Annotated in this window: 18 protein-coding genes; 9 read left to right on the forward strand and 9 right to left on the reverse strand. The window is 59.6% G+C overall.

All coding sequences use genetic code 11. The annotated features are described in order from the left end of the window. From TRIHO_RS20550 to TRIHO_RS20585, 8 genes are all read right to left on the reverse strand, one after another. Entirely contained in the window at nt 1-2445 is a 2445-nt protein-coding gene (locus TRIHO_RS20550; protein ID WP_068248263.1) for a GcvT family protein, read from the reverse strand. Nucleotides 2446-2463: 18 nt separating this feature from the next. Continuing rightward, on the reverse strand, nt 2464-3177 hold the full coding sequence (locus TRIHO_RS20555; protein WP_068248265.1) for an ABC transporter ATP-binding protein: 714 nt from the start codon (nt 3175-3177) through the stop codon (nt 2464-2466). Beyond that, nucleotides 3164-3976 carry an ABC transporter ATP-binding protein gene (locus tag TRIHO_RS20560; protein WP_068248267.1) on the reverse strand — a complete coding sequence of 271 codons (813 nt, stop codon included), beginning with the start codon at nt 3974-3976 and terminating at the stop codon, nt 3164-3166. The genes TRIHO_RS20555 and TRIHO_RS20560 overlap by 14 nt, the downstream gene beginning before the upstream one ends. A gap of 3 nt (nt 3977-3979) precedes the next feature. Continuing rightward, nucleotides 3980-4981, reverse strand: coding sequence for a branched-chain amino acid ABC transporter permease (locus tag TRIHO_RS20565; RefSeq protein WP_065331518.1), 1002 nt, complete (start codon nt 4979-4981; stop codon nt 3980-3982). 3 nt (nt 4982-4984) lie between these two features. Beyond that, nucleotides 4985-5863, reverse strand: a complete 879-nt coding sequence (locus TRIHO_RS20570; RefSeq protein ID WP_068248275.1) for a branched-chain amino acid ABC transporter permease — start codon at nt 5861-5863, stop codon at nt 4985-4987. An 80-nt stretch (nt 5864-5943) separates the two neighbouring features. After that, nucleotides 5944-7272 (reverse strand): ABC transporter substrate-binding protein, encoded by a 1329-nt coding sequence (locus TRIHO_RS20575; protein WP_082705259.1) that lies wholly within the window; start codon nt 7270-7272, stop codon nt 5944-5946. Between the two features lie 115 nt (nt 7273-7387). Continuing rightward, on the reverse strand, nt 7388-9160 hold the full coding sequence (locus tag TRIHO_RS20580) for a hydantoinase B/oxoprolinase family protein (protein ID WP_068248278.1): 1773 nt from the start codon (nt 9158-9160) through the stop codon (nt 7388-7390). Between the two features lie 11 nt (nt 9161-9171). Next, a complete protein-coding gene (locus TRIHO_RS20585; protein ID WP_068248281.1) occupies nt 9172-11193 on the reverse strand; it encodes a hydantoinase/oxoprolinase family protein in 2022 nt (673 codons plus the stop codon). A 344-nt stretch (nt 11194-11537) separates the two neighbouring features. Here TRIHO_RS20585 and TRIHO_RS20590 point away from each other — a divergent pair, with 344 nt between their 5' ends. Next, entirely contained in the window at nt 11538-12734 is a 1197-nt protein-coding gene (locus tag TRIHO_RS20590) for an IS256 family transposase (protein WP_068248284.1), read from the forward strand. A 451-nt stretch (nt 12735-13185) separates the two neighbouring features. Here TRIHO_RS20590 and TRIHO_RS20595 read toward each other — a convergent pair whose 3' ends face one another. Next, nucleotides 13186-13836 (reverse strand): cupin domain-containing protein, encoded by a 651-nt coding sequence (locus TRIHO_RS20595; protein ID WP_082705260.1) that lies wholly within the window; start codon nt 13834-13836, stop codon nt 13186-13188. Between the two features lie 281 nt (nt 13837-14117). Here TRIHO_RS20595 and TRIHO_RS20600 point away from each other — a divergent pair, with 281 nt between their 5' ends. The 8 genes from TRIHO_RS20600 to TRIHO_RS20635 all read left to right on the forward strand — a co-directional run bounded on the left by TRIHO_RS20600 (nt 14118) and on the right by TRIHO_RS20635 (nt 23270). Then, nucleotides 14118-14876: an electron transfer flavoprotein subunit beta/FixA family protein gene (locus TRIHO_RS20600; RefSeq protein WP_068248379.1), complete on the forward strand. Its 759-nt coding sequence runs from the start codon at nt 14118-14120 to the stop codon at nt 14874-14876. Nucleotides 14877-14878: 2 nt separating this feature from the next. Further along, the gene (locus TRIHO_RS20605; RefSeq protein WP_068248287.1) at nt 14879-15805 is read left to right on the forward strand and encodes an electron transfer flavoprotein subunit alpha/FixB family protein; all 927 of its coding nucleotides are present in this window, start codon (nt 14879-14881) and stop codon (nt 15803-15805) included. Next, on the forward strand, nt 15802-16698 hold the full coding sequence (gene folD / locus TRIHO_RS20610; protein WP_068248289.1) for a bifunctional methylenetetrahydrofolate dehydrogenase/methenyltetrahydrofolate cyclohydrolase FolD: 897 nt from the start codon (nt 15802-15804) through the stop codon (nt 16696-16698). Before TRIHO_RS20605 ends, folD begins: the two co-directional genes overlap by 4 nt. A 31-nt stretch (nt 16699-16729) precedes the next feature. Further along, a complete protein-coding gene (purU, locus tag TRIHO_RS20615) occupies nt 16730-17611 on the forward strand; it encodes a formyltetrahydrofolate deformylase (protein WP_068248292.1) in 882 nt (293 codons plus the stop codon). Nucleotides 17612-17721: 110 nt separating this feature from the next. Further along, nucleotides 17722-18999: a 4-aminobutyrate--2-oxoglutarate transaminase gene (locus tag TRIHO_RS20620; RefSeq protein WP_068248295.1), complete on the forward strand. Its 1278-nt coding sequence runs from the start codon at nt 17722-17724 to the stop codon at nt 18997-18999. A gap of 1 nt (nt 19000) precedes the next feature. Then, the gene (locus TRIHO_RS20625) at nt 19001-20470 is read left to right on the forward strand and encodes an NAD-dependent succinate-semialdehyde dehydrogenase (RefSeq protein ID WP_068248298.1); all 1470 of its coding nucleotides are present in this window, start codon (nt 19001-19003) and stop codon (nt 20468-20470) included. A 113-nt stretch (nt 20471-20583) separates the two neighbouring features. Continuing rightward, complete coding sequence (locus TRIHO_RS20630; RefSeq protein ID WP_232367854.1) at nt 20584-21954, forward strand: Glu/Leu/Phe/Val family dehydrogenase; 1371 nt, start codon at nt 20584-20586, stop codon at nt 21952-21954. Then, the gene (locus TRIHO_RS20635; protein ID WP_068248304.1) at nt 21951-23270 is read left to right on the forward strand and encodes an NAD(P)/FAD-dependent oxidoreductase; all 1320 of its coding nucleotides are present in this window, start codon (nt 21951-21953) and stop codon (nt 23268-23270) included. The genes TRIHO_RS20630 and TRIHO_RS20635 overlap by 4 nt, the downstream gene beginning before the upstream one ends. Nucleotides 23271-23626 lie beyond the last annotated feature (356 nt).

The raw sequence follows: 23626 nt of genomic DNA on the forward strand, positions 1-23626 counted from the left end.
CTACACCTTGATCCTCTCGTTCTTGGGGTCCAAGAAAGGTGAGAGTGACGCAGTTGCTTTGTAACGTTCACAGGCGATCTCAATCTCGAATCCATCGGCATTGATGAAGTCGCGAGTGACACCGTCGGCGTTATAGATGTATCCCATGCCCATCGATCGATCGAGCCTGTGCCCATATCCGCCAGAGGTAATAGATCCGATTATCCTACCTTCCTTGTAGATCGGCTCTTCGTGATAGAGCATCTTTCGACATCCCTCGGGCAGTTGGAATTGTACAAGCCGCTTTGTAGGCACACCGGCGTCTCGCGCACGCAAGAGAGCATCGCGGCCGACAAATTCAGCTTTATTATAGTCCACGGCAAACGAGAGCCCCGCCTGGATCGGAGTGTCTTCTTCGCCAATGTCATGCCCCCAGTGCCGATAACCTTTTTCTACCCGAAGGCTGTTGAGCGCAAAGAACCCCGCATGGCTAAGGCCAAATTCCTGACCGGCCTCGACGATCTTGTCGAAGACATGCATCGCGAAATCCGCAGGGATATAGAGTTCCCACCCAAGTTCGCCAACAAAGGTCAGCCGACTCGCCCTGACGGTCGCATATCCGACGGCAATCTCCTGGCTTGTCCCGAACGGGAAGGCGGCATTCGACAGGTCGGCACCGGAAACCTTCTCAAGCAGCGCGCGGGATTTGGGCCCCATAATCGCTAGCATCGGTAGGCCGGGCGTGACATCGGTGACAACGACAGCCGCATCGCCGGGAATGTGGCGGCTCAACCACGACAGATCGCGTGTCTGGCTGGCGGCTATGGTGACGACTAGATAGGCTGTTTCTGAAAGCCGGGTGATCGTGACATCCGCCTCGATACCCCCGCGCGGGTTGAGCCACTGGGTGTAGACGACCTTGCCCATGGCAACATCAACATTTCCTGCTGACACGTTGTTGAGAATGCTGCAAGCGTCTCGGCCCTCGACCCGGAATTTGACATAGCAACTCTGGTCGAAAACGGTCACGGCTGATTGCGTGTCCAAACATTCAGCGCGCGCATCTTCGAACCAGCTTTGCGGGCCGAAGGAATAGCCGATCTCAGTCGAGCGGCCATCGCGCGCGAAAAAGCCCGGCCGCTCATAACCGGCAGCTTCGGTCATCGAGGCCCCGAGAGCGACAAGGCGGTCGTGAAACGGGCTTTGGCGCACATTGCGCGCGGTTTCATATTGCTGGTAAGGCCAATGCATCTTGTAGAGCAAGCCCAACGTTTCCTTGGTCCGGTCGAAGAGATAGCTCTTGTTCGACTGCCAGGAATGCATGCGGCGCACGTCGACATCGGCCAGTTCCATCGGCGGGTGACCGTCGTTGATCCAATCCGCCAGCGCCTTGCCGACGCCACCAGACGACAGGATACCGACCGAGTTGAACCCGCAGGCGCAGAACAACCCCTCAACCTCGGGCGTCTCCCCCAGAAGGTAGCGGTCATCGGGCGTGAAGCTTTCGGGGCCGTTGAAGAACAGCTGGATACCCGCGTTGGCCAGCGCTGGCACGCGTTTGACGGCCATGTCGAGGATCGGTTCGAAATGATCGAAATCCTCGGGCAGGCTGTCGAAGCAGAAGTCCTCGGGGATGCCGTTATGCCCCCAGGGTTTCGCTTCGGGCTCGAAGCATCCCAGCAGCAGCTTGCCAGCGTCTTCCTTGTAATAGGAACACTCGTCGGCGACGAACAGCACTGGTAGTTCGCGGGGCAGATCGGGCATCTGCTCGGTCACGATGTAGAAATGCTCTGCCGCGTGGAGCGGCAGGGAGACGCCGCTTTGCGCCGCGAATTCCCGCGACCACATGCCGCCCGCGATGACGACGCGGTCGGCACGGATCTCGCCATCGGCGAGTTTCACGCCCCGCACCTTTCCGTTCTCGACGATCAGGCGCTCGACCAGAGTATTCTCGAAAATCTTGGCTCCGCGCATACGCGCGCCCTTGGCCATCGCCATGGTGACGTCAGCCGGGTTGACCTGCCCGTCGTTGGGCATCCAGATACCGCCGACAACATCTTCAACCTCGACAAGTGGCCAGCGCTCGCGGATCTCGCCCGCGGATATGACATCCGCTTCAAGACCGAAATTTCTGGCCATCGAAACGCCGCGTTTCAATTCTTCGAAACGTGCATCATGCGTGGCAAGGCGCAAAGCGCCGTTTTGTTTGAAACCCGTCGCCTGCCCCGTTTCCGTTTCCAATTCGCGAAACAACTCACCCGTATACTTTGCAAGCTCTGTCATGTTACGCGTCGCACGGAGCTGCGTCACCAATCCGGCTGCATGCCAGGTGGTTCCGCTCGTCAGTTGCTTTCGCTCACACAAGACGACATCGGTAATCCCCAGCTTGGTAAGGTGATATGCGATGGAACAGCCCGCTACGCCGCCACCAACGATAACCACATCTGCTGTATTTGGAATGCTCATGACTGTAGCTCCTGTTCTTCAAGCACCTAGGTAGGTGTCAATTATTTTTTGATTTTCATGCATTTCCGCGGGTGCACCCGACCAGACGAAATGACCGCCATCCATCAGGTACAATCGATCCGCATGGCCAGCCACCCGTGCGATGTTCTCTTCGACCACGACAATCGTCATGCCTGTCGCACGCAGTTCATCGATTGCCTCGTAGATCTGGTCAATCACCACCGGCGCCAACCCAAGCGAGGGCTCATCCAGAACCAGAAGGCGGCAATCCGCCATCATCAGACCACGACCAATACCCAACATGCGGCGTTCACCTCCCGACAGGGAACTGGCGATCTGCTCCGCGCGCTGTTCGAGCTTGGGAAAGAGCGCGAAGACCTTGTCCAGTTGCGCCTGGGACCTTGCATCCGACCGGTTGGCATAGCCGCCGACCAGCAGGTTTTCGAGAATGGTCATGTTCTTGTAGACCAGATCGCCCTGCGGCACATGAGCCAGCCCCATCTGCGCGATTTTCTCCGGCGCCAGCCCGAGGATGGATCGACCGTTCAGGGCGATGCTGCCCTGGGTCCTGGGCAACAGGCCCGATATCGCGCGCAGCAGCGTCGTCTTGCCATGACCGTTCGGGCCGACAATGCCGATCAGTTCGCCTTGCGCGACCGTCAGGTCGATCCCGTTCAGGATCGACCCCGTGCCGTAACCGGCGTGACAATCCTTGACTTCAAGAAGTGGCATTTCCGACCTCCTCCGCCTGTGCTCCCTTGCGGCTGTCGGCAGCGCCGGACACACCGAGGAAGACATCCACGACCTCAGGATTGTCGGCGAGACTGCCCGCCGCCCCTTCGTGCAGTTTCGCACCGTGGTGCAGGATCATGATCCGGTCCGCAAAGGCTGTCATGAAGCTCATCACGTGTTCGATCACGACAATGGTGGTCCCGTGAAAATCCCGAAGCTGTCTGAAGACCGCCGCGCAGGTTTCGATCTCGGCCGGGTTGAGCCCGCCGACCGGTTCGTCCAGCAGCAGAAGTTTGGGATGGCTCACGATGGCGCATCCGATCATCAACAGCTTCAGCTGCAAGACCGGCAAGGCACCCGCCATCACATCCGCATAGTCCGTCAAACCGGTCAGATCGAGCACCTCGGCCGCGCGGATCTCGGACCTGCGGTCATAGCTCAACCCGGGCACGAGCCGCTTTTCGCTGCCGAAATAGGCGCAGGTCTTCAGATTGTCGGCGACCGTTTGCGAGTTGAAGACGGCGTTTAGCTGGAAGGTGCGGCTAATGCCGAGATGGCAGATCGCCGAGGCGCCGAGCCCGGTGATATCGGCGCCCTCGAACAGGATCCTCCCGGCGGTCGGGGGGGTCACCCCGGACAAGAGATCAAACAGCGTGGTCTTCCCGGCGCCGTTCGGACCGCCGATGCCGAGCACCTCGCCGCGGTCGACATGAAAGCTGAGATCGTTCGTCGCCTTCATGGCCCCGTAGGCCTTGGTCAGGCCGCGCACCTCAAGCAGATGTTGCGGTGAATGGGTCACGTTTCAGCCCTCCTTCCTGGGGCTCAAGGCCCACTTCCTGAGTGACGCGAAACCGCCCATCAGGCCCTCTGGCAATGTGAGCAGTATGATCGAAAGAACGGCCGCATAGGCGGTGTTGCGCCATGCCGCGAGGTCGCGAAAGCCCTCGTCGATGAGCGCCAGCACGATCGTGCCGACCACTGGGCCCCAAATGGTGCCGCGGCCGCCGACGACCATCATCGACAGCAGGAACAGCAGCGTGGGCAATTCGAGAACCTGCGGGCCAAACGTGCCGATCACCCCGGCATAGACGCCTCCGCTCAAACCGGTGAACACTCCGGAGACGGCAAAGACGATGGCCTGATATTTCCGGATCTCGATACCGCGCGACGCGGCGCAGACCTCGTTGTCGCGCATCGCCTTAAAGGCCTGCCCATAGGGGCTGTAGACGACCATGATCGCGACCAGTATCGACAGCGCGAGCATGATGAGCGACAGGTAGAAATTGCCAAGCGGCGCACTGCTGTATCCAAGTAGCTCGCGAAACCCGAAATCGCCGAAACGCGACAGGCCGCGGGCGCCGCCGGAGAAGGAATAGCAAACCGATTGGGTCTGCCGGAAGCAGGCCACATCGGTCACCAGAAGCTGATAGACCGTCATGGCGATGGCGAGCGTGACCACGACGACATAGGCGCCGCGCAGCCGGAACGTGGCAAAGGCCATGACGAGGCTCATCAGCAGCCCCGCCAGAGCCGCCACCGGCAGGGTCCACCATAGGGACATGCCGAAATAGAGGCCCATGAGCGCGGTGGCATAGCCGCCCACCGCGAACAGAGCCATATGGCCGATCGACAGGATGCCGGCGACGCCGAAGACCAGGTTCCACTGCGACACGACGGCCGCCCACAGGATGAACAGGGTGATCTGCCCCAGAACGTAGCGGCTCAGCCCCAGCGCGGGCAAAAGGCTCAGGACGCCGACAAAGAGAAGAAGGATCAGAAGATCGCGGGATTTCATAGAACGCATGGGTCAGTTCCTCTCCAGTTCCTGGCGCCCGAAGAGACCGGTCGGTCGGTAGACCAGCACCAGCACCACGACGAGAAGCGACACGGGAAACCCCCATTTCACACCGAGCGTGTACTGCACGGTGGTTTCCAGACCAGCGAGCGCGAATGACGCGGCCAGCGCGCCGGGAATGCTGCCGAGCCCGCCCAGGACGCAAACGATCAGCGCCTTGAGCAGCGGATCGAACCCGGCACCGGGATAGACGGTCGTCGAGCTTGTCAGCAGCACGCCGGAGGCGCCCGAGATGATCCCGGCGAGAACCATCACCTGAAAAATCACCGCCTGCACCGGCACGCCGTTCAGCCGAGCGGCGGTGATGTCCTGCGAGACGGCCCGGATAAGTCGGCCGAGATTGGTCTTGTGCACGACGAGTTGCAGCAGCAGCACCATGAGCGCACTGCAACAGACGACCAGCAGGGTCTGGTGCCCGATGGACAGCGCGCCGAGGACGAACCGCCCCTCGACCTGAAACGGTTGCCGCAGGATCTTTGCGCCGATCAGGTTGTTGATGAGATCGACCACGATGGTGCTGAACGCCATGGTGAGGATGATGATCCGCAGATCGAAATTCGCCTTGCCGAAGATCCACCGGACCTGCGAGACGTAGAGCAGCAGTCCGCCCGCGGCGCCCGCGATCATGCCGCCCAGAAGCCCCGTCCACCAAGGCAGGCCCAGCCCGGTCACGACGGCCACCGAGCCATAGGCCCCGATGACGATCAGGGCGCCATGCGCGAGGTTCAGCATCGAAATGCTCCCCCATAGCAGCGCCAGCGACACCGAGCTCGCGGCATAGATCGCGCCCAACGCAATTGTGCTGGTTAAAATTCCAGTCAGTAGCTCCATCGCCTGGCTCCAGTTTTTCCTTTGTAGATTTGCACTCGGGGCTCCGGCAGAGCTCCGAGGCGCGACGTCATGCGTGTTGCTCAGGTGAACCAGGGCGGGGTTTCGAACGCGACCTCGTTGTAGGGTTTGGGGAAGATCAGTTTCTTCGGCACGGCCGCGGCCGGGTCCTTGATCTGGTAGAGCAGATGCGGCATGGCCAGAGATGCATCCGGTGAGATGGTCGGATATGGCAGGGCTGCGTTGAACTCCTTGGCATAGCGCAAGGTGCCGAACGGTGCGCGGAACGAGAAGCGGCGCAGGTTGTCGGCGATCTTGCGGTTCTGCTCGTAGTCGCCCGGCTCCCCGGTTCCGCCGGCCAGAGCGGCCGAAATCGCGTAGTGATACATCTCGGAATAGGTCGATGCACCCGGGTCGGCTTCGGCGGTCTCCCCGAACCTGGCCCAATAGGCGTCGCGGAACGCATTGCCGATCTCGTCGGGCAGAATGCCGATGACCGATGAAGACATGACACCCCGGGCGGCCTCGCCCGCGATCTCCGAGAAGGCTTTGAGCAGCGGCCCATACTGCATGTAGACAAGGCTGTTGGTGGGGTTCTCGGCAAACTGGATCTGGAATTGCGCCAGGTCCGCAGGGAAGAAATGGGTGTTCGCGATCACGGCAGGCTGTTCGGCGCGCACCTTGTTGAGGACGGCGCCCCATTCGGTGGTCGGAACGGGAACGATCTCTTCAAACGAGACTTCGAAACCGTATTGCGGCGCGGTTTCCCGGATCGCGTTGGAGATCACCGTGGAATAGGGAAGCGAGCCCGTGACGAGCGCGATCTTGTTGTTGTCGGGCTTCCAGAGCCCCTGGTCGCGTAGCGATGCCAGCATGACCGGAAGGCCGACGCCGTAGTAATATTCCGCGGGATCCGCCATGAAAATACCGGTGTAGCGCTCGGGATCGCTTTGGAAGGCTTCATGGTGTCCGATGGACGTGTTGTAGTGAATATAGATGATCCCTGCATCGGCGATCGGATCATACTCGGCCTGATTGGCGCCCACATTGTAGCCATTGATGATTGCGTGAGACGCGTAGCGATCAATCAAAAGCCGCGCAGCCGCGCTGACTTCTTCTGCGGTCTGGTTCTTACTGTCGAGCGTTGTCGGCTCCAGCATCTTGCCGAGGATCCCGCCGGCGGCGTTGATCTCCTCACACGCCATTTCCAAACCGTTCTTGTGTTCGATGCCATCAACCGCCAGCGGGCCGGTAAGCGATGCCATCTGTCCGATCGGAATGGTTCCCGATTGCTGTGCTTTGGCCTCGTTGACTGAGGCCAGAAGCCCGGCCCCGAATGCGGTTCCCGCACCCGTTGTCAGGAATCTGCGCCGTGTGCTGACAACAGTCGGTGAAGTGAGTTTCTTTTCCATGACATAGTCTCCCTGTTGTTAATTCTTCTTCGTTCACGAACGCAGCTGCGTCGTGTCGTTTTCGTAAAGTTCTTGAAGGAGCCGACACCCCAAAGCATGGGGTGCCGGGTATTCGCTAGGCGGTGCGCAGTCGCGCCGTTTCTGCTTCGTTCAGCGTCATCGTTTCGGAGTCGATCACGACACCGTATGCGCCCCTTGCCTTTTCGATGGACACATACCCGTCCAAGACGTCGTCCAGGACCTTCTGGGCAGGCCGTTCGTGCGGGTCTCCCCAACCACCGCCGCCGGTGCTCTCGAACTGAAACACCTCGTCATATTCGAACGGATGGCTGGACAGAAGCGGACTGCGCCAATCGCCATTTTCGGTCAGGCCGCCGATCACGATCTCGCGCCCATCCGGATAGAGATGCTTGGATCGCTGCACATCGCTGCGCAGCCCACCATTCACGCCGGGGCTACCTTCGCGGGTGCGCGAAGTTTCCATGTTCATCTCGCCCTCGCAGAGGAAACGGACCTTGAAATTTGCTCCCAGACCACCGCGGAACTTGCCGGCGCCGGCACTGTCGGGCCTCAATTCGAAGGCCTCGTATTCGATCGGGAACAAAAGCTCCGCCGTTTCGGCCATCATGTTCATGCAGTTGCCGAGCGGGTCCATCGTGACACTCATCCCGTCGTTATAGGGCGTGCCACCCCAACCACCGGCCGGCAGATCCGAGAATACGTTCGCGTTGCCGTGCTCGTCCTTCGTAGAGGAAACGAACCAGTTACATTCCGAACAGGTTGAGCCGGTGACTCGGTCGGGGATCGCCTGGGCCAGCGCCTGCCAGATCGCACTGGTGATCTTGGACGAAGTCAGCGTGGTACATCCAATCGTCGGCGCTGGCCATTGCGGGTTCAGCCAGGTTCCTTCGGGAATATCGAGAGTGATCGGAAAAAACATCCCGGCATTCGACGGCGCGTGCGGTGCGAGGAAGAACTGAAGCGAGTAATAGGCCGCCGAGGCCGTATTGGCGTAGGGCGAGTTGATCGAGCCCTTGCAGGTTGGGTCCGACCCGTTGAAGTCAACATGGATGTTCGAGCCCTTGACAGTCAGCTGCACCGCAACCTTGACTGGATCGGGTGAAAACCCGTCGGTATCGGCGAAATCCTCGGCATAGTAGACACCGTCGGGGATCTCTTCGATCGACTTGCGGATGATGCGTTCGGTATAACCGATCAGTTCCTTCATCGCGGCTTTCACGGTCTGCAGCCCATAACGCCGGGCAGCACGCTGCAACTCCTGCTCCGCAGCCCGCAAAGCCCCCAGATGCGCCTGAAGATCGCCTTCGATGAAGAAAGGGGTCCGCGTATTGTTCATGATGATGGCCAGGAAATCGGGATTGATTTCATAGTTCTCATAGAGCTTGATCGGCGGGATTCGCAGCCCTTCGGCGGCCACATGGGTCGAGAACGACATCCCCCCAGCTGCACCACCGCCCAGGTCCATCCAGTGACCACGGCTCACTGCAAAGCCAAGCACTTCCTCTTCATAGAAGACCGGCATGATGAAGGTGATATCGTTGATGTGCGTGCCGCCCTGATAGGGATCGTTCAACGCATAGATATCGCCTGGCTTCATGGTCTCGATAGGGTACTTTCGGGCCGCCGCGTCGGCGCTATATTGCATCGCCGCCAAGTGAACAGGGCAGTTTGCAGCCTGCGCCAGAAGGCGAAGCTCGGGATCGTAAACCGCGTTCGAGAAGTCAAGAATATCGGCCAGGATCGGCGAAAAGGATGTGCGTTGCATGATCGTGGACATGCGGTTGCACGCATATTCAAACGTATTGCGCAGAACTTCGAAAGTAACGGCGTCAACATCGCCGAAGCGTCCTTTGGTTTCGGTAGACATGGTTGTTCTCCTCAATTCCCGATGGTGACAACAAGGTTGCCGCTTTTGTCGACTTCGCCGGAGCAATTCGGCGGAATGACCGCAATCGAGTCGAGATACTCGACTACAGCGGGGCCCTGCATTTTGGCGCCCGGGGCAATATTCTTGCCGTCATAAAGTTTGGCGTCGTGCCAGGTTCCATCAAAATAGACAGGCCGCGTCGCATGGCTTTCGACCGACTTCTGGCCGCTGAAATCATAGACCGGCGGCTCTTTCATTTTGCCGACCGCAGTGACGCTTAGAGACACGAAGGCAATTTCGAAAGCTTCGTTCGATACGCCGTATTCCTTTTCATGCGCGGCATGGAACGCTGTGGCAATCTGTGGAATGTGCGAGTCAGTCAGTTCGCCAGAGGGAATATCGTTCTCCACCTCGTATGTCTGGCCCACATAACGCATCTGTGCTGTGCGGCGCAGCTCCATACTGTCGTCGGATATGCCGTCCGCGGCAAGACGCTTGCGCGCATCCGCTTCAATCTGATCGTAGAGTCGGTTCAGATCGGCCACCTTGACTTCGCCAAGCGCCGCATAGTGGAAGGTTTCGATATCGTGACGCATGTCCATGGCAGTGGCACCGAATGCCGAAGCCACGCCCGCCGCTCCCGGGATCACCACCTGCGGAATGCTCATCGCCTGGGCCACGAAGCAAGCATGCATCGGCCCCGCACCGCCAAAGCTGGCGAGGACAAAGTCGCGCGGGTCGCGCGCCCTGGCAACCACGACGCCCTTCACGGCCTGCGCCATGGTTTCGCAGGAAATCTTGATCATGCCGTCGGCCGTTTCCAGTCGCGACAACCCGATTTTCTCTGCTAGGCGATCGATAGCAGCCTCGGCTGCCGTCTTGTCCAGTTCGAACTTGTCGCTGAGCGACGGGTTTAGGCGGCCAAGAACGAGGTTTGCGTCTGTAATGGTCGGCTCCGTTCCGCCGCGACCATAGCAGGCTGGACCAGGCGTCGATCCCGCCGATTGTGGCCCCATCCGCAACGATCCACCCTCGTCGACCCAACCGATGGAGCCGCCACCGGCGCCGACGGAATGGATATCGAGCATCGGCACAGCGACTGGGACTTCCCATTCCAACTCATGATCGCGGGTGATAAGGCCCTCACCCTTCTCGACGATGGACACATCGAAGCTCGTGCCGCCGACATCGGTATGGATGATGTTTTCAAAGCCTGCATGTCTGGAAAGATAAGAGGCGTAAGCAACGCCGCCTGCCGGTCCGGATTCGATCAACTCCTCTGGTCGAAGCTTGGCGTTTTGCGCCCCCATGACGCCGCCGTTGCTTTTGAGAATAAGCAGCTTCCCAGCGAAGCCTCGTTCCTCGAGAACCTCCGACAGACGGTCGAAGTAATGCGTCATAATCGGCATAAGACAGGCACGAATCGCCGTTGTCGTGAACCGGCCATGCTCTCGGAAAACCGGGCGAGTGTCGGACGACATGACGACATGCACTCCGGGCGCCTCTTCGAGAATGATGTCCCGCATCTTTTTTTCATGCGCGTCGTTGGCATAGGAGTTTATGAACCCGATGCCGACCGAACCATAGCCCCGTGCCTTGATCTCCCGAGCGATCTCCCGCGCGGCCTCGTCCTGAAGCTCCCGGCGCACTTCGCCTTTGGCGGACATACGCTCATCGATTGTGAACCGATGGCGACGGCGGATCAGAGGCTGCGGTTTGGTCTGGTACGGGTCATACAGCGCCTTGCGGTGCTGACGTCCGATTTCGATCGTGTCCCGAAACCCTTCGGTCGTGACGAAGGCTGCATCTGGGTAGTCACGCTCAATGAGTGAATTGGTGGCCGTGGTCGTTCCGTGCATCAGGAACGAGATGTGGTCAAACGGAAGACCTGCTGTTTCGATGGATTCGAGAACACCGCGCGAGCGATCATCCTTCGTTGTAAGGACCTTCGCGGTCTTGTACGACCCATCTTCTTCGTTCCATGCAAATAAGTCAGTGAAAGTTCCACCAACATCAATCCCTACGCGCCACATGCGTTTCTCCCTGCTTGTGAATTTTGATGTCGTTAAGTTCACTAGACTGATCTAATTATGTCAAGTTTTTTTATTTGTGTACTGCTTTGGGCTATTTTACAGCGGTATTGACCGGGTAAGACCATGCAAGAACGTATCTTTCGCGTTCTTGGGCCCAGCGAGGGCAGAGCATCAGGTTCCGCTGTTGCAACTTGAGCGGGCAGTGTCCCGGGTGGTGGTGTAGGAGGCCGCGCGCGGAGCCTCTGGCGTAGCGCAGCGCGCGGCCGTGGGTGACGCTGGCGGTCATCGCCGATCTTCTGAGAAGGTTTGGGGTGCGAGACCTTGAACCTGAAACGGAGACGACGATGACCGAAGAGAGAATGGCGCTGATCGAGCTGGTTGAGAAGCAGGCTGACGGCGATCTTATCCGCGATATGCTGGCCTTTGCGGCTGAGCGGATCATGGAAGCCGAGGTGGAGGCACGGACCGGCGCGGCCAAGGGTGCGCGTTCACCGATGCGGGAAGCGCAGCGCAACGGATACCGCGACCGCGATTGGGACACCCGGGCGGGGCGGATCGCGCTTGAGATCCCGAAGTTGCGCAAGGGCAGCTATTTCCCGAGCTTCCTGGAGCCGCGCCGGACGGCCGCGAAAGCGCTCGTTGCGGTAATCCAGGAGGCCTACGTCCACAGCATCTCGACCCGGTCGGTCGATGACCTGGTCAAGGCGATGGGCGCGGGCGGCATGTCCAAGAGCCAGGTGAGCCGCCTCTGTGCCGAGATCGACGAGCGCGTGAACGCCTTCCTCTCCCGGCCTCTGGAAGGGGCGTGGCCCTATCTCTGGCTGGATGCGACATACCTCAAGGTTCGGGAAGGCGGGCGCATCATCAGCAAGGCCGTGATAATCGCGGTGGCTGTGAATGAGGACGGCAAGCGTGAGGTGCTGGGCATCGCCACCGGCCCCTCCGAGGCCGAGACGTTCTGGACCGAGTTCCTGCGATCGCTGGCCGATCGCGGCCTGAGGGGCGTGAAGCTCGTGATCGCCGACGACCACAAGGGCCTGCGCGCCGCCGCGCGCCGGGTGTTCAACGCCAGCCATCAGAGATGCCGGATCCACTGGAGGAGGAACGCCCTCGCCCATGCTCCGGCTAAGCAGCGCACCGCGGTGGCCGCGATGCTGAAGACGATCTTCGCGCAAGAGACCAAGGTCGAGGCCGAAGATCAGTGGGCCATGGTGACCGACGCGCTCCGCGACAAGCAGCCAAAGCTCGGCGCCCTGATGGACAACTCGCGCGACGATGTCCTGGCTTACATGTCCTTCCCACGTGAGCATTGGGCCCAGATCGCCAGCACGAACCCCCTGGAACGTGTGAACCGCGAGGTGAAGCGGCGCGCCGACGTTATCGGCATCTTTCCGAACGACGAGGCCATCATCCGCTTGGTCGGCGCGCTGATGCTGGAGACCAACGACGAGTGGGCCGTGGCGCGGCGATACATGAGCCTTGAAACGCTCGCCCGCGTCATCGACAATCCCAACGTCAGGCTGCCCGCAGTGGCCACCTGATCAAGCCCTGACCTTTCCGAAGGGCGGCGCTCCTACACCACGCCCTGGGACACTATCCTTGAGCGGCGGTGAATCCCAAGAGGATCGCCGCCAATGTCGTGGTGTCAAACCGCGAAGAAGGAAGCCTTGTGGCAAGTTTCTGAGGGTAGAGTGAGAACCGCGATAACCGGTTCAATCAGCAACCCGATCCTCGCCATGGCCATCGGGCCCCGGCGAACTCGCAATCGCGCAACTCGACCGCCCCTTCCGGTTGATCAAGTGGCGCGATCAACCAAATTCAGCCCACGCAAGCAGCTCAATTTTGGGGCCTTCACCGGTTCAAGTTCGATCCTGGTAGACATCGACTGGGCCGCTTAAAGTCATGGATCGTTACAAATCCACCTTGGCACATAGGTCCCCTGAATCATCGAGGTCAAACCACGGCCGCCAAGGTTCTGCAATCGATTCGTACTCAGTAGGACGGTGGTGAAATAGCCCAGATAATCACCGTTTCATCGTCACTCTCATTGGCATAGCGGTGCGGAAGCGAACTCTCGAAGGCAAAGCTGTCACCAGACTCAAGAGCGATCTCCTTACCGTCAAGCCAAAGAGTCAGTTTGCCAGAAACAACAAATCCAGCCTCTTCACCCTTGTGACTGTAGTCTTCTTTTCCGCTGACTGAATGGGGGCGAAAAGTGCACCGCAACAGCTCAATTCCCCGCGCCAGATTCGGAGAAAGAAGCTCGTCCCGTATGCCGCTCTCGAAATCCAGCTTGCGGCGCCGATCCCTGCGCACGACGAACTCGCGGAACTCATCATCGTCTTCGGATGGTGATGGGAAGAACCAAGATATGTTCACACCAAGTGCGCGGCTGATCGAATGTAGTGCTTTGATCGAAGGTGAAGAAATCGATCTCTCAATCTGACTAAGATACCCTTTCGAAAGACCAGTCGCGTTCGAAAGTTCACTCAACGTCACATTGCTTGCGCGCCTCAGATCCTTGATCTCCTGACCGACCAGCGCCCCGGCTTCCAGAACATCATCCAGATCTTGAATGGGCTCGGACTGGATTGGCCCTCGTAGAGCTGTGGACCGTGCTAGTGATGGTGTCTTCTTTTTCATGCAGTAGGTACTTCCGATAGGTCAGGGACGGCATTATGGCCCAGCTCTGGAACTGCCGGCAACATATTATGAACTTTTTCCAACAAATTTTTATTTTTGTGATCATGGCCCTGCGTCCTCTTTCGCCCTCTGAAACAAGCTTTGATCACCAGATTTTCCCTATTTGCACGTGCTCCGCCCCAATTCATGATGAAGTTTGTGAACTTTTATAGTTGATTTTTCACTTTATAGAAACCATGTTGGTTGAAGTTTAACGTCTGAGTCCAATGGAGGGAACAAGGGTGAAAGTACTTGTGCCTGTGAAACGCGTGATCGACTATAACGTGAAAGTGCGCGTCAAAGCGGACGGAAGCGGCGTCGATCTCGCCAACGTCAAGATGTCGATGAACCCGTTCGACGAAATCGCCGTCGAAGAGGCGATCCGCCTGAAAGAGGCTGGCAAGGCTGATGAGGTCGTCGCCGTGTCGATCGGCGTCAAGCAGGCGCAGGAAACCCTGCGGACCGCGCTGGCCATGGGTGCAGACCGCGCCATTCTGGTGGTCGCGGCCGACGATGTGCATGACGACATCGAACCGCTGGCCGTGGCCAAGATCCTGGCCGCTGTGGTCAAGGAAGAAGACCCCAGTCTGGTCCTCTGCGGCAAGCAGTCGATCGACAATGACATGAACGCCACCGGCCAGATGCTGTCGGCCCTGCTGGGCTGGTCCCAGGCGACCTTTGCCAGCGAACTGGCGGTCGAAGGCGACAGCGCCGTTGTCACCCGCGAAGTCGATGGCGGCCTTCAGACCATTAAGGTCAAGATGCCGACCGTCGTCACCGTCGACCTGCGTCTGAACGAGCCGCGCTATGCGTCGCTGCCCAACATCATGAAGGCCAAGAAAAAGCCGCTGGATGAGAAAACCGCCGCCGATTACGGCGTCGATGTCACCCCGCGCCTGAAGGTCGTGAAAACCTCGGAACCGGCTGCACGCGCAGCAGGGATCAAGGTCGGCTCGGTGGACGAGCTGGTGTCGAAACTCAAGGAAGCGGGGCTCGTATAATCATGGCTGTTCTTCTTCTTGCCGAAGTAAACAATGGCGAACTGTCGATGGACGCCACCGCCAAGGCGGTCAGCGCCGCCAAGTCGCTGGGTGATGTGACCGTGCTGTGTGCCGGGGCATCCGCTGCCGCCGCAGGCGCGCAGGCCGCCACGATCGATGGCGTGTCCAAGGTGCTGGTCGCCGAAGACGCAGGTCTGGGCCACCGTCTGGCCGAAGCCACCACCGATCTGATCGTCGGTCTGGCCGGCGATTACGAGCACATCGTTGCCCCCGCCACCACCGACGCCAAGAACGTGCTGCCGCGCGTCGCGGCGCTGCTGGATGTGATGGTGCTGACCGATGTCACCGCCGTTGTGGACGGGTCGACCTTTGAACGCCCGATCTATGCCGGCAACGCCATCCAGACCGTGCAATCGTCGGATGCGAAAAAGGTGATCTCGTTCCGCACCTCTACCTTTGATGCGGCGGGCACCGGCAACTCTGCCCCGGTGGAAACCATCGGCGGCGCGTCGTCCGACCTGTCGACTTGGGTCGAAGACAAGGTGGCCGCATCGGACCGTCCCGAACTGACCTCGGCCGGTGTCGTGGTGTCGGGTGGTCGTGGTGTCGGGTCCGAGGCGGACTTTGCCCTGATCGAAAAACTGGCCGACAAGCTGGGCGCCGCCGTTGGCGCATCGCGCGCGGCGGTCGACTCGGGCTATGCCCCGAACGACTGGCAGGTGGGTCAGACCGGCAAGGTCGTGGCACCGAACCTTTATGTCGCGGTCGGCATCTCGGGTGCGATCCAGCACCTTGCGGGCATGAAGGATTCGAAAGTCATCGTCGCCATCAACAAGGACGAAGAAGCGCCGATCTTCCAGGTCGCCGACTTCGGCCTTGTCGCCGATCTTTTCGACACTGTGCCCGAACTTACGGAGAAGCTAGGATGAACGCCAAAGTCATCGACGGCAAGGCATTTGCCGCGACTGTCCGCGCCCGCGTGGCCGAACACGTGGCGGCAAATGCAGCCCACGGCCAGCCCGGACTGGCCGTCGTTCTGGTCGGCGACGATCCTGCCAGCGATGTATATGTCCGCTCGAAGGGTCGGATGACGCGCGAGGTCGGCATGGCCTCGGTTAAGCACCGGCTTTCAGCCGAGACATCGGAAGCGGACTTGCTGAAGCTGATCGACGACCTGAACAATGATGACAGCATCCACGGTATTCTGGTGCAGTTGCCGCTGCCGGGGCACCTGAACGAGGACCTGGTGATCAACTCGATCGACCCGGCCAAGGATGTTGACGGGTTCCACACTTCGAACGTCGGACTGCTGGGGACAGGACAGAAAAGCATGGTGCCCTGCACCCCACTCGGGTGTCTGCTGATGTTGAAGGATCATCACGGCAGCCTGTCTGGCCTAAACGCCGTCGTGATCGGACGATCCAACATCGTCGGCAAACCGATGGCCCAAATGCTGCTGAAAGAGAGCTGCACGGTCACGGTGGCACATTCCCGCACCCGGAACATCGCGGAGGTTGTAAAGCGAGCAGAAATCGTGGTGGCCGCCGTCGGTCGCCCCGAGATGGTGACAGGCGACTGGATCAAGCCGGGGGCGACGGTGATTGATGTGGGCATCAATCGCATCAATGAAACTGTAAAGGGCGGCGGCAAGACCAGCCTGGTCGGCGATTGCCATTATGACAGCTGCGCCGAGGTCGCAGGCGCCATCACACCCGTTCCTGGTGGGGTGGGGCCGATGACGATCGCATGCCTGCTTCTGAACACGCTGAATGCCTTCTGTGACCAGAAGGGGTTGCCCAGACCAAGCAAGCTCGCGGTCTGAGCGCTTTGACAGACAGGAAAGAACCAAACTCATGACTTATGTTCTCACCGTTCACTGCACCTCGAAGCGGGGGATCGTGGCCGCCGTGTCCGGTTTCCTCGCCGAGCAGGGATGCAATATCACTGACGCGTCACAATTCGACGATGCCGAAACCGGAAGCTTCTTTGCCCGGATCAGTTTTGTCCCGGAAACCGGCACCAGCCTAGAAACACTGCGCGAAGGGTTTGGCCCGATCGCGCAGAACTTCGGCATGGAATGGGGAATTCACGATACGGCAGATCGAATGAAGGTCGTGATCATGGTCTCGAACTTCGGACATTGCCTGAACGACCTGCTCTATCGCTGGCGGATCGGGGCGCTGCCCATCGATATCGTCGGGGTGATCTCAAACCACATGACCTATCAGAAGCTGGTAGTGAACCACGATCTGCCGTTTCACCACATCAAAGTCACAAAAGAAAACAAGCCCGAGGCAGAGGCGCGGCTCTTGCAAGTCGTCGAAGACTCCGGTGCCGAATTAGTTGTTCTGGCAAGGTATATGCAGATCCTGTCCGACAGCGTGTGTCAGAAAATGTCCGGTCGGATTATCAATATCCACCATTCGTTCCTTCCTAGCTTCAAGGGGGCCAATCCCTACAAGCAGGCTTTTGAGCGCGGTGTTAAACTCATCGGGGCGACATCGCACTATGTGACTGCCGACCTCGACGAAGGACCGATCATCGAGCAAGACACGACGCGAGTAACACATGCTCAATCGCCCGAGGACTACGTCTCGTTGGGACGAGATGTCGAAAGCCAGGTGCTTGCTCGCGCAATCCACGCACACATTCACCGCCGCGTATTTCTGAACGGCGAAAAAACAGTGGTTTTTCCCGCCTCGCCTGGAACTTATGCCAGCGAAAGAATGGGTTAAAGGCCGATTGAGCACATCTACTTTTCTTCTACAACCTCCGAAGCTTCCGAATCGCAAACGCTTAATAGCGCAGAAAAACGGTAGCTCTTTGTCTGAAAAGGTCATCAAGAATGCGTAATTCTGAAATCTCCACCCGTCGCGATGCCGCCATCTCTCGGGGTGTTGGCATGCAGACGCAGGTCTATGTCGAACGCGCCTCCGGGGCCGAGGTCTGGGACGTCGAGGGCAAGCGCTATATCGACTTTGCCGCCGGGATCGCCGTGGTGAACACCGGCCATTGCCACCCCAAGGTGATGGAGGCCGTGCGCCGTCAAACCGAAGCCTTCACCCACACCTGCCATCAGGTGCTGCCCTATGAGAATTACATCCGTCTGGCCGAACGGCTGAACGACAAGGTGCCGGGCGACTTTGACAAGAAGACCGTCTTTGTCACCACCGGGGCCGAGGCCGTTGAAAACGCCATCAAGGTTGCGCGTGCTGCCACGGGTCGCAACGCCATCATCGCCTTTGGCGGCGGCTTCCACGGCCGGACCTTCATGGGGATGAGCCTGACCGGCAAGGTCGCACCCTACAAGAAGGGGTTTGGCGCGATGATGCCCGACGTCTTCCACGTGCCCTTCCCGGTAGACCTGCATGGCATCTCGACCAAGGATGCGCTGGCGGGGATCGAAAAGCTGTTCAAGGCCGATCTGGATCCCGACCGCGTGGCGGCGATCATTCTGGAACCCGTGCAGGGCGAAGGCGGCTTCTATCCTGCCCCCGCCGATCTGATGCGCGGGCTGCGCAAGTTGTGTGACGCGCACGGCATCCTGCTGATTGCGGATGAGGTTCAGACCGGCTTCGCCCGGACCGGCACGCTCTTTGCGATGGAGGGTTATGACGTCCCCGCCGATATCACCACCTTGGCCAAGGGTCTGGCCGGGGGTCTGCCGCTGGCCGCGCTGACCGGCCGGGCCGAGGTGATGGACGCCGCCGCGCCCGGCGGTCTGGGCGGCACCTATGGCGGCAACCCTCTCGGGATCGCCGCGGCCCATGCGGTGCTGGATGTGATCGAGGAAGAAGACCTGTGCAACCGCGCCAACGAGCTGGGATCGCGCCTGAAACAGCGGCTGAATGCGATCCGGTCGCGGGTGCCGGAAATGGTCGACGTGCGCGGTCCCGGCTTCATGATCGCGGCCGAGTTCAACACCGCCGATGGCAAGGCCCCGAACCCCGAGATGACCAATGCCATCCGGGCCGAGGCCCTGTCCCGCGGGCTCGTCCTGCTGACCTGCGGCGTCTATGGCAACGTGATCCGTTTCCTCGCCCCGCTGACCATCCCCGACGATATCTTCGCCGAAGCTATGGACATCCTCGAGGCGTCGATCGACGCCGTGAAAGGCGCTTGACATGAAAGACCTGATGACCTTGTCCCTGAAGGACCCGAGCCTTCTGGAAACCCGCGCCTATGTGAACGGCACCTGGGTCGAAGACGAGGCGCGCTTTGATGTCTTCGACCCCGCCACCGGTCAGCTTGTTGCTTCGGTCGCGGATCTGGACGTGGCCGCAACGGCGCGGGCGGTGGATGCCGCCCATGCCGCAGGCCACAACTGGGCGGCGATGACCGGCAAGGAACGCGCCGCGATCCTGCGCCGCTGGCACGATCTGATGATCGAAAACGCCGATGATCTGGCCACGATCCTGACCGCCGAGATGGGCAAGCCCTGGGCCGAGGCGCGGGGCGAGATCCTTTATGGGGCGTCTTTCATCGAATGGTTCGCGGAAGAGGCCAAGCGCATCTATGGCGATGTCATTCCCGGCCATCAGCGCGACAAGCGGATCATGGTGCTGAAACAGCCCGTGGGCGTCGTCGGCTCGATCACGCCCTGGAACTTCCCCAATGCGATGATTGCGCGCAAGGTCGGTCCGGCCCTGGCGGCTGGCTGTACCTTTGTCGCCCGTCCGGCCGAACTGACGCCTTTGTCGGCGCTGGCCATGGCGGTGCTGGGCGAACGCGCGGGCATTCCGGCGGGGGTGTTCAACGTAATCCCGTCGACCGATACCTCGGGCGTGGGGAAGGAACTCTGCTCCAACCCCAAGGTGCGGAAGATCACCTTCACCGGGTCGACCCGCGTTGGCAAGATCCTGATGGAACAGGCCGCGGGCACCATCAAGAAGATGTCGCTTGAACTGGGCGGCAATGCGCCCTTCATCGTCTTTGACGACGCCGATCTGGACGCCGCCGTCGAAGGTGCGATGATCGCCAAGTTCCGCAACAACGGCCAGACCTGCGTCTGCGCCAATCGGATCTATGTGCAATCCGGTATCTACGACACCTTTGCCGAAAAGCTGAAAGAGGCCGTGCGCCAATTACATGTCGGCAACGGCTTTGACGAGGGTGTGACCACCGGTCCGCTGATCAGTGAAGCCGCGGTGACCAAGGTTGAGGCGCATATCGCTGACGCTTTGGACAAAGGGGCCGAGGTGACGACCGGCGGCAATCGGACCAACACCGGCGGCACTTTCTTTGCGCCGACGGTCCTTAAGGGTGTGACCCGCGACATGCTGGTCTGCAACGAGGAAACCTTTGGCCCGCTTGCGGCGCTGGTGCGCTTCGACACCGAAGCGGAAGTCATCGATATGGCCAATGACAGCGAATTCGGCCTGGCATCCTACTTCTACGCCAACGATCTGTCCCGCGTCTGGCGCGTGGCCGAGGCGCTGGAGTCGGGCATGGTCGGCGTGAACACCGGGCTGATCTCGACCGAGGTGGCCCCCTTTGGCGGCATCAAGCAGTCCGGCCTGGGCCGCGAAGGGTCCAAATACGGGATCGAGGACTTCCTTGAACTGAAAAACGTCTGTTTGGGCGGCATCTCCTAATCCGCCCAATCTCTGGGACGGTGGTCCTCCTGCCATCGTCCCAAACCCCTTCCCCATTCCCGGAAACTCAAGACATGTCCTCCGACCATTCTTTTTTAAATGACGTGAACCAAATGTTCTCGGACGCCGCACAGCTGATGTCCATGGAGGAGGGTCTGGCGAATAAAATCAACGTCTGCAACGCCTCTTATATTACCCGGCTCGGCGTGCGGCTGCGCGGGAAGATGTACACATTCGAGGGGTGGCGTTCGGTGCATTCGAACCACCCGAGTCCCGCCAAAGGCGGCATTCGCTATGCGCCCTATGCCGATCTCGATGAGGTCGAAGCGCTGGCCGCTTTGATGACCTACAAATGCGCGCTGATGGACATCCCCTTTGGCGGCTCAAAGGGTGCGCTGAAAATCGACCCCTCGGAATGGGAACCCCATGAGCTTGAGCGGATCACCCGCCGCTTTGCGCAAGAGCTCGCACGCCACGACTTTCTTAGTCCCAGCCAAAACGTCCCCGCGCCCGATGTCGGCACCAATGAGACAACGATGATCTGGATCGCCGACGAATACCGCCGGATGAAGTCCGGCGATATCAACGCGCTCGCCTGCGTCACCGGAAAGCCGCTGGCCATGGGTGGGATTGAGGGGCGGATCGAAGCAACGGGACGTGGGGTGCAATATGGCATTCAGGAATTTTTCCGCCATCCCCAGGACCTGGCCCGCACGGGGCTTCCCGACGGGCTTTCAGGTCGCACAGTCGTGATCCAAGGCCTTGGCAACGTGGGGTATCACGCGGCCAAATTCCTCAGTCTTGAGGATGGCTGCCGCATCATCGCGGTGATCGAACGCGATGGCGTCGTCCGCAATCCCGACGGCCTCGATATCGACGCTCTCAAGGCGCATGTCACGGCCACGGGGGGCGTCGCGGGCTTTGCGGGCGGGACACATGACGCAGACGGCAAAGCTGCACTGACAGACGCCTGCGATATCCTGATCCCCGCCGCGCTCGAAAGCGTCATTACCAAAGACAATGCGCCTCATGTAAAGGCGCGCCTGATTGTCGAGGCGGCCAATGGCCCGATCACTTATGACGCCAACACAATCCTGCGCGATCGAGGCATCGTGGTTATCCCCGATCTCTTCGCCAACGCAGGCGGTGTCACGGTAAGCTATTTCGAGTGGGTCAAGAACCTGACCCACATCCCCTTTGGCCTTATGGAACGGCGTCGTGACGAACGCGGTCACAGGGTGCTGACCCAATCGATCGAACATATGACAGGCCGCAGCTTCCCTACTGAAACGGCCCAAGAACTTATGAGCGGCACGCGCGAAATTGACCTTGTTCGGTCTGGGCTCGACGACAAGATCCGGTCTGCCTACGCCGAGATGTCGATGCTTTGGAACAGCAATCCTGAAATCCCCGACCTGCGCACTGCGGCCTACGTCATTGCCGTAAGGCGGCTTGCAGAGATCTACAAGGCACTTGGAATATGACACTTAGAAAGACGAACCCGCCACGGATCGTCATCGTCGGTGCAGGGGCTGCGGGACTAAACCTGGCCACCAGGCTAAGCCGATCGCTCGGCAGGAAAAAGGCCGCCGAAATCACGCTTGTCGACGAAAACCTGACCCACATGTGGAAACCCTCGCTGCATGAATATTCTGTCGGAACAAAGGGAAGCGACGAGGAAATCAGCCTGCTCGAGCATTCGCATCGAAATCGCTACAATTTCCGCCTTGGTCGGTTCGCGGGCATCGATCGGGACCGGTGCATGGTACAGCTTGATCCTGTCAACGATCTGCACAACCGACCTCTCGCGCCGCTCAGATCCCTGCCCTACGATATCTTGGTGCTGGCCATCGGCAGCCGCTCGAACGACTTCGGGACACCAGGGATCAAAGAACATTGCCTGATGCTCGACACGCCAACTCAGGCAAAACGGTTACAATCTGAGCTACTGAACCTGTTCCTGCGGCTCGAAACAGGTGCCCTGGGCAAAGACCACAGTACGATCAATATAAATATCGTCGGCGGCGGGGCAACCGGTGTGGAGCTGGCCGCCGAGCTGCGCGAAGCAACCGAGCAGCTTGCGCATAACGGTATAGACCGCCTGAGAGATCCCGGAATTGTTCACATTCGCATCATCGAAGCGGCCCCAAGAGTTCTTGCTGCCCTTCCGGAAAAGGTTTCGAAGAAAGTCACACGACATCTTGGTGAACTTTCGGTTGCGGTTTCGGTCAATGCGCGCGTCCAACATGTGACCTCGCAAGAAGTTCACCTGGCTGACGGAACGATTCTTCCATCAACCCTGACAATCTGGGCAGCCGGCATCAAGGCACCCGAGGTCGTCGGCACGCTTTCGACGCTTGAAACCGGTAGCCTTGGCCGGCTGAAGGTACGCCCTACCCTGCAATCGACACATGACGAAAAGATTTATGTGATTGGCGATTGTGCCGAATGCTTCTGGCCCGAGAAGGACGGATTTCTGCCCCCCCGTGCACAGGTCGCAACCCAGCAAGCCGAGTTTCTTGAGGCGCAACTCACCGCGCATCTTGCCGGTAAGCCCCTGCGGAATTTCCACTATATTGATCGCGGCTCATTGGTGGCGATCAGTCAGGAAGGGGCGGTAGCGGCTCTGATGGGAAAGGCAATCGGAACCGTTACCTTCGAAGGATGGCTCGCACGGCGCGCCTATAATTACCTGCACTTTCAGCACTTGAGTTCTGTGCAGGGCTGGCTTCGCGCGGTCGTTCTTACTGCCTTGGGCAAGGCGATGAGACGCGTCAGACCTCGGCTCAAATTGCACTGACCAGTGCACTTCATCATAGCACATATCGGAATAAGGGTGCTTACAAACGAAATAAATTTTTGGCTTCAAGTGTGTCACAACTGCTTTTCTTACCAACCCCAAACTTCCCTGTAAAATTCGTCCTCTACTACCTCCCTGTGGACGACCGACTGGCGGCACCGGTATTGCCGGTGCCGCCCTTTTCCGAAAGAACGATTGAACGGCCCAGAATGTTTGCGAGACGGATCATCCCGTGACCTGCGTATCGGCAGGCATCCCATTCCGGCGATCTCGCGCCGTTCCAAAAATTCTTCTCTGTCGCTCCGAATGTAACATATATCGCGTGGCGATATTTCGCGCACCATGTCCGTTTCGCG

It is taken from the genome of Tritonibacter horizontis, assembly GCF_001518015.1.
GTDB lineage: Bacteria > Pseudomonadota > Alphaproteobacteria > Rhodobacterales > Rhodobacteraceae > Epibacterium > Epibacterium horizontis.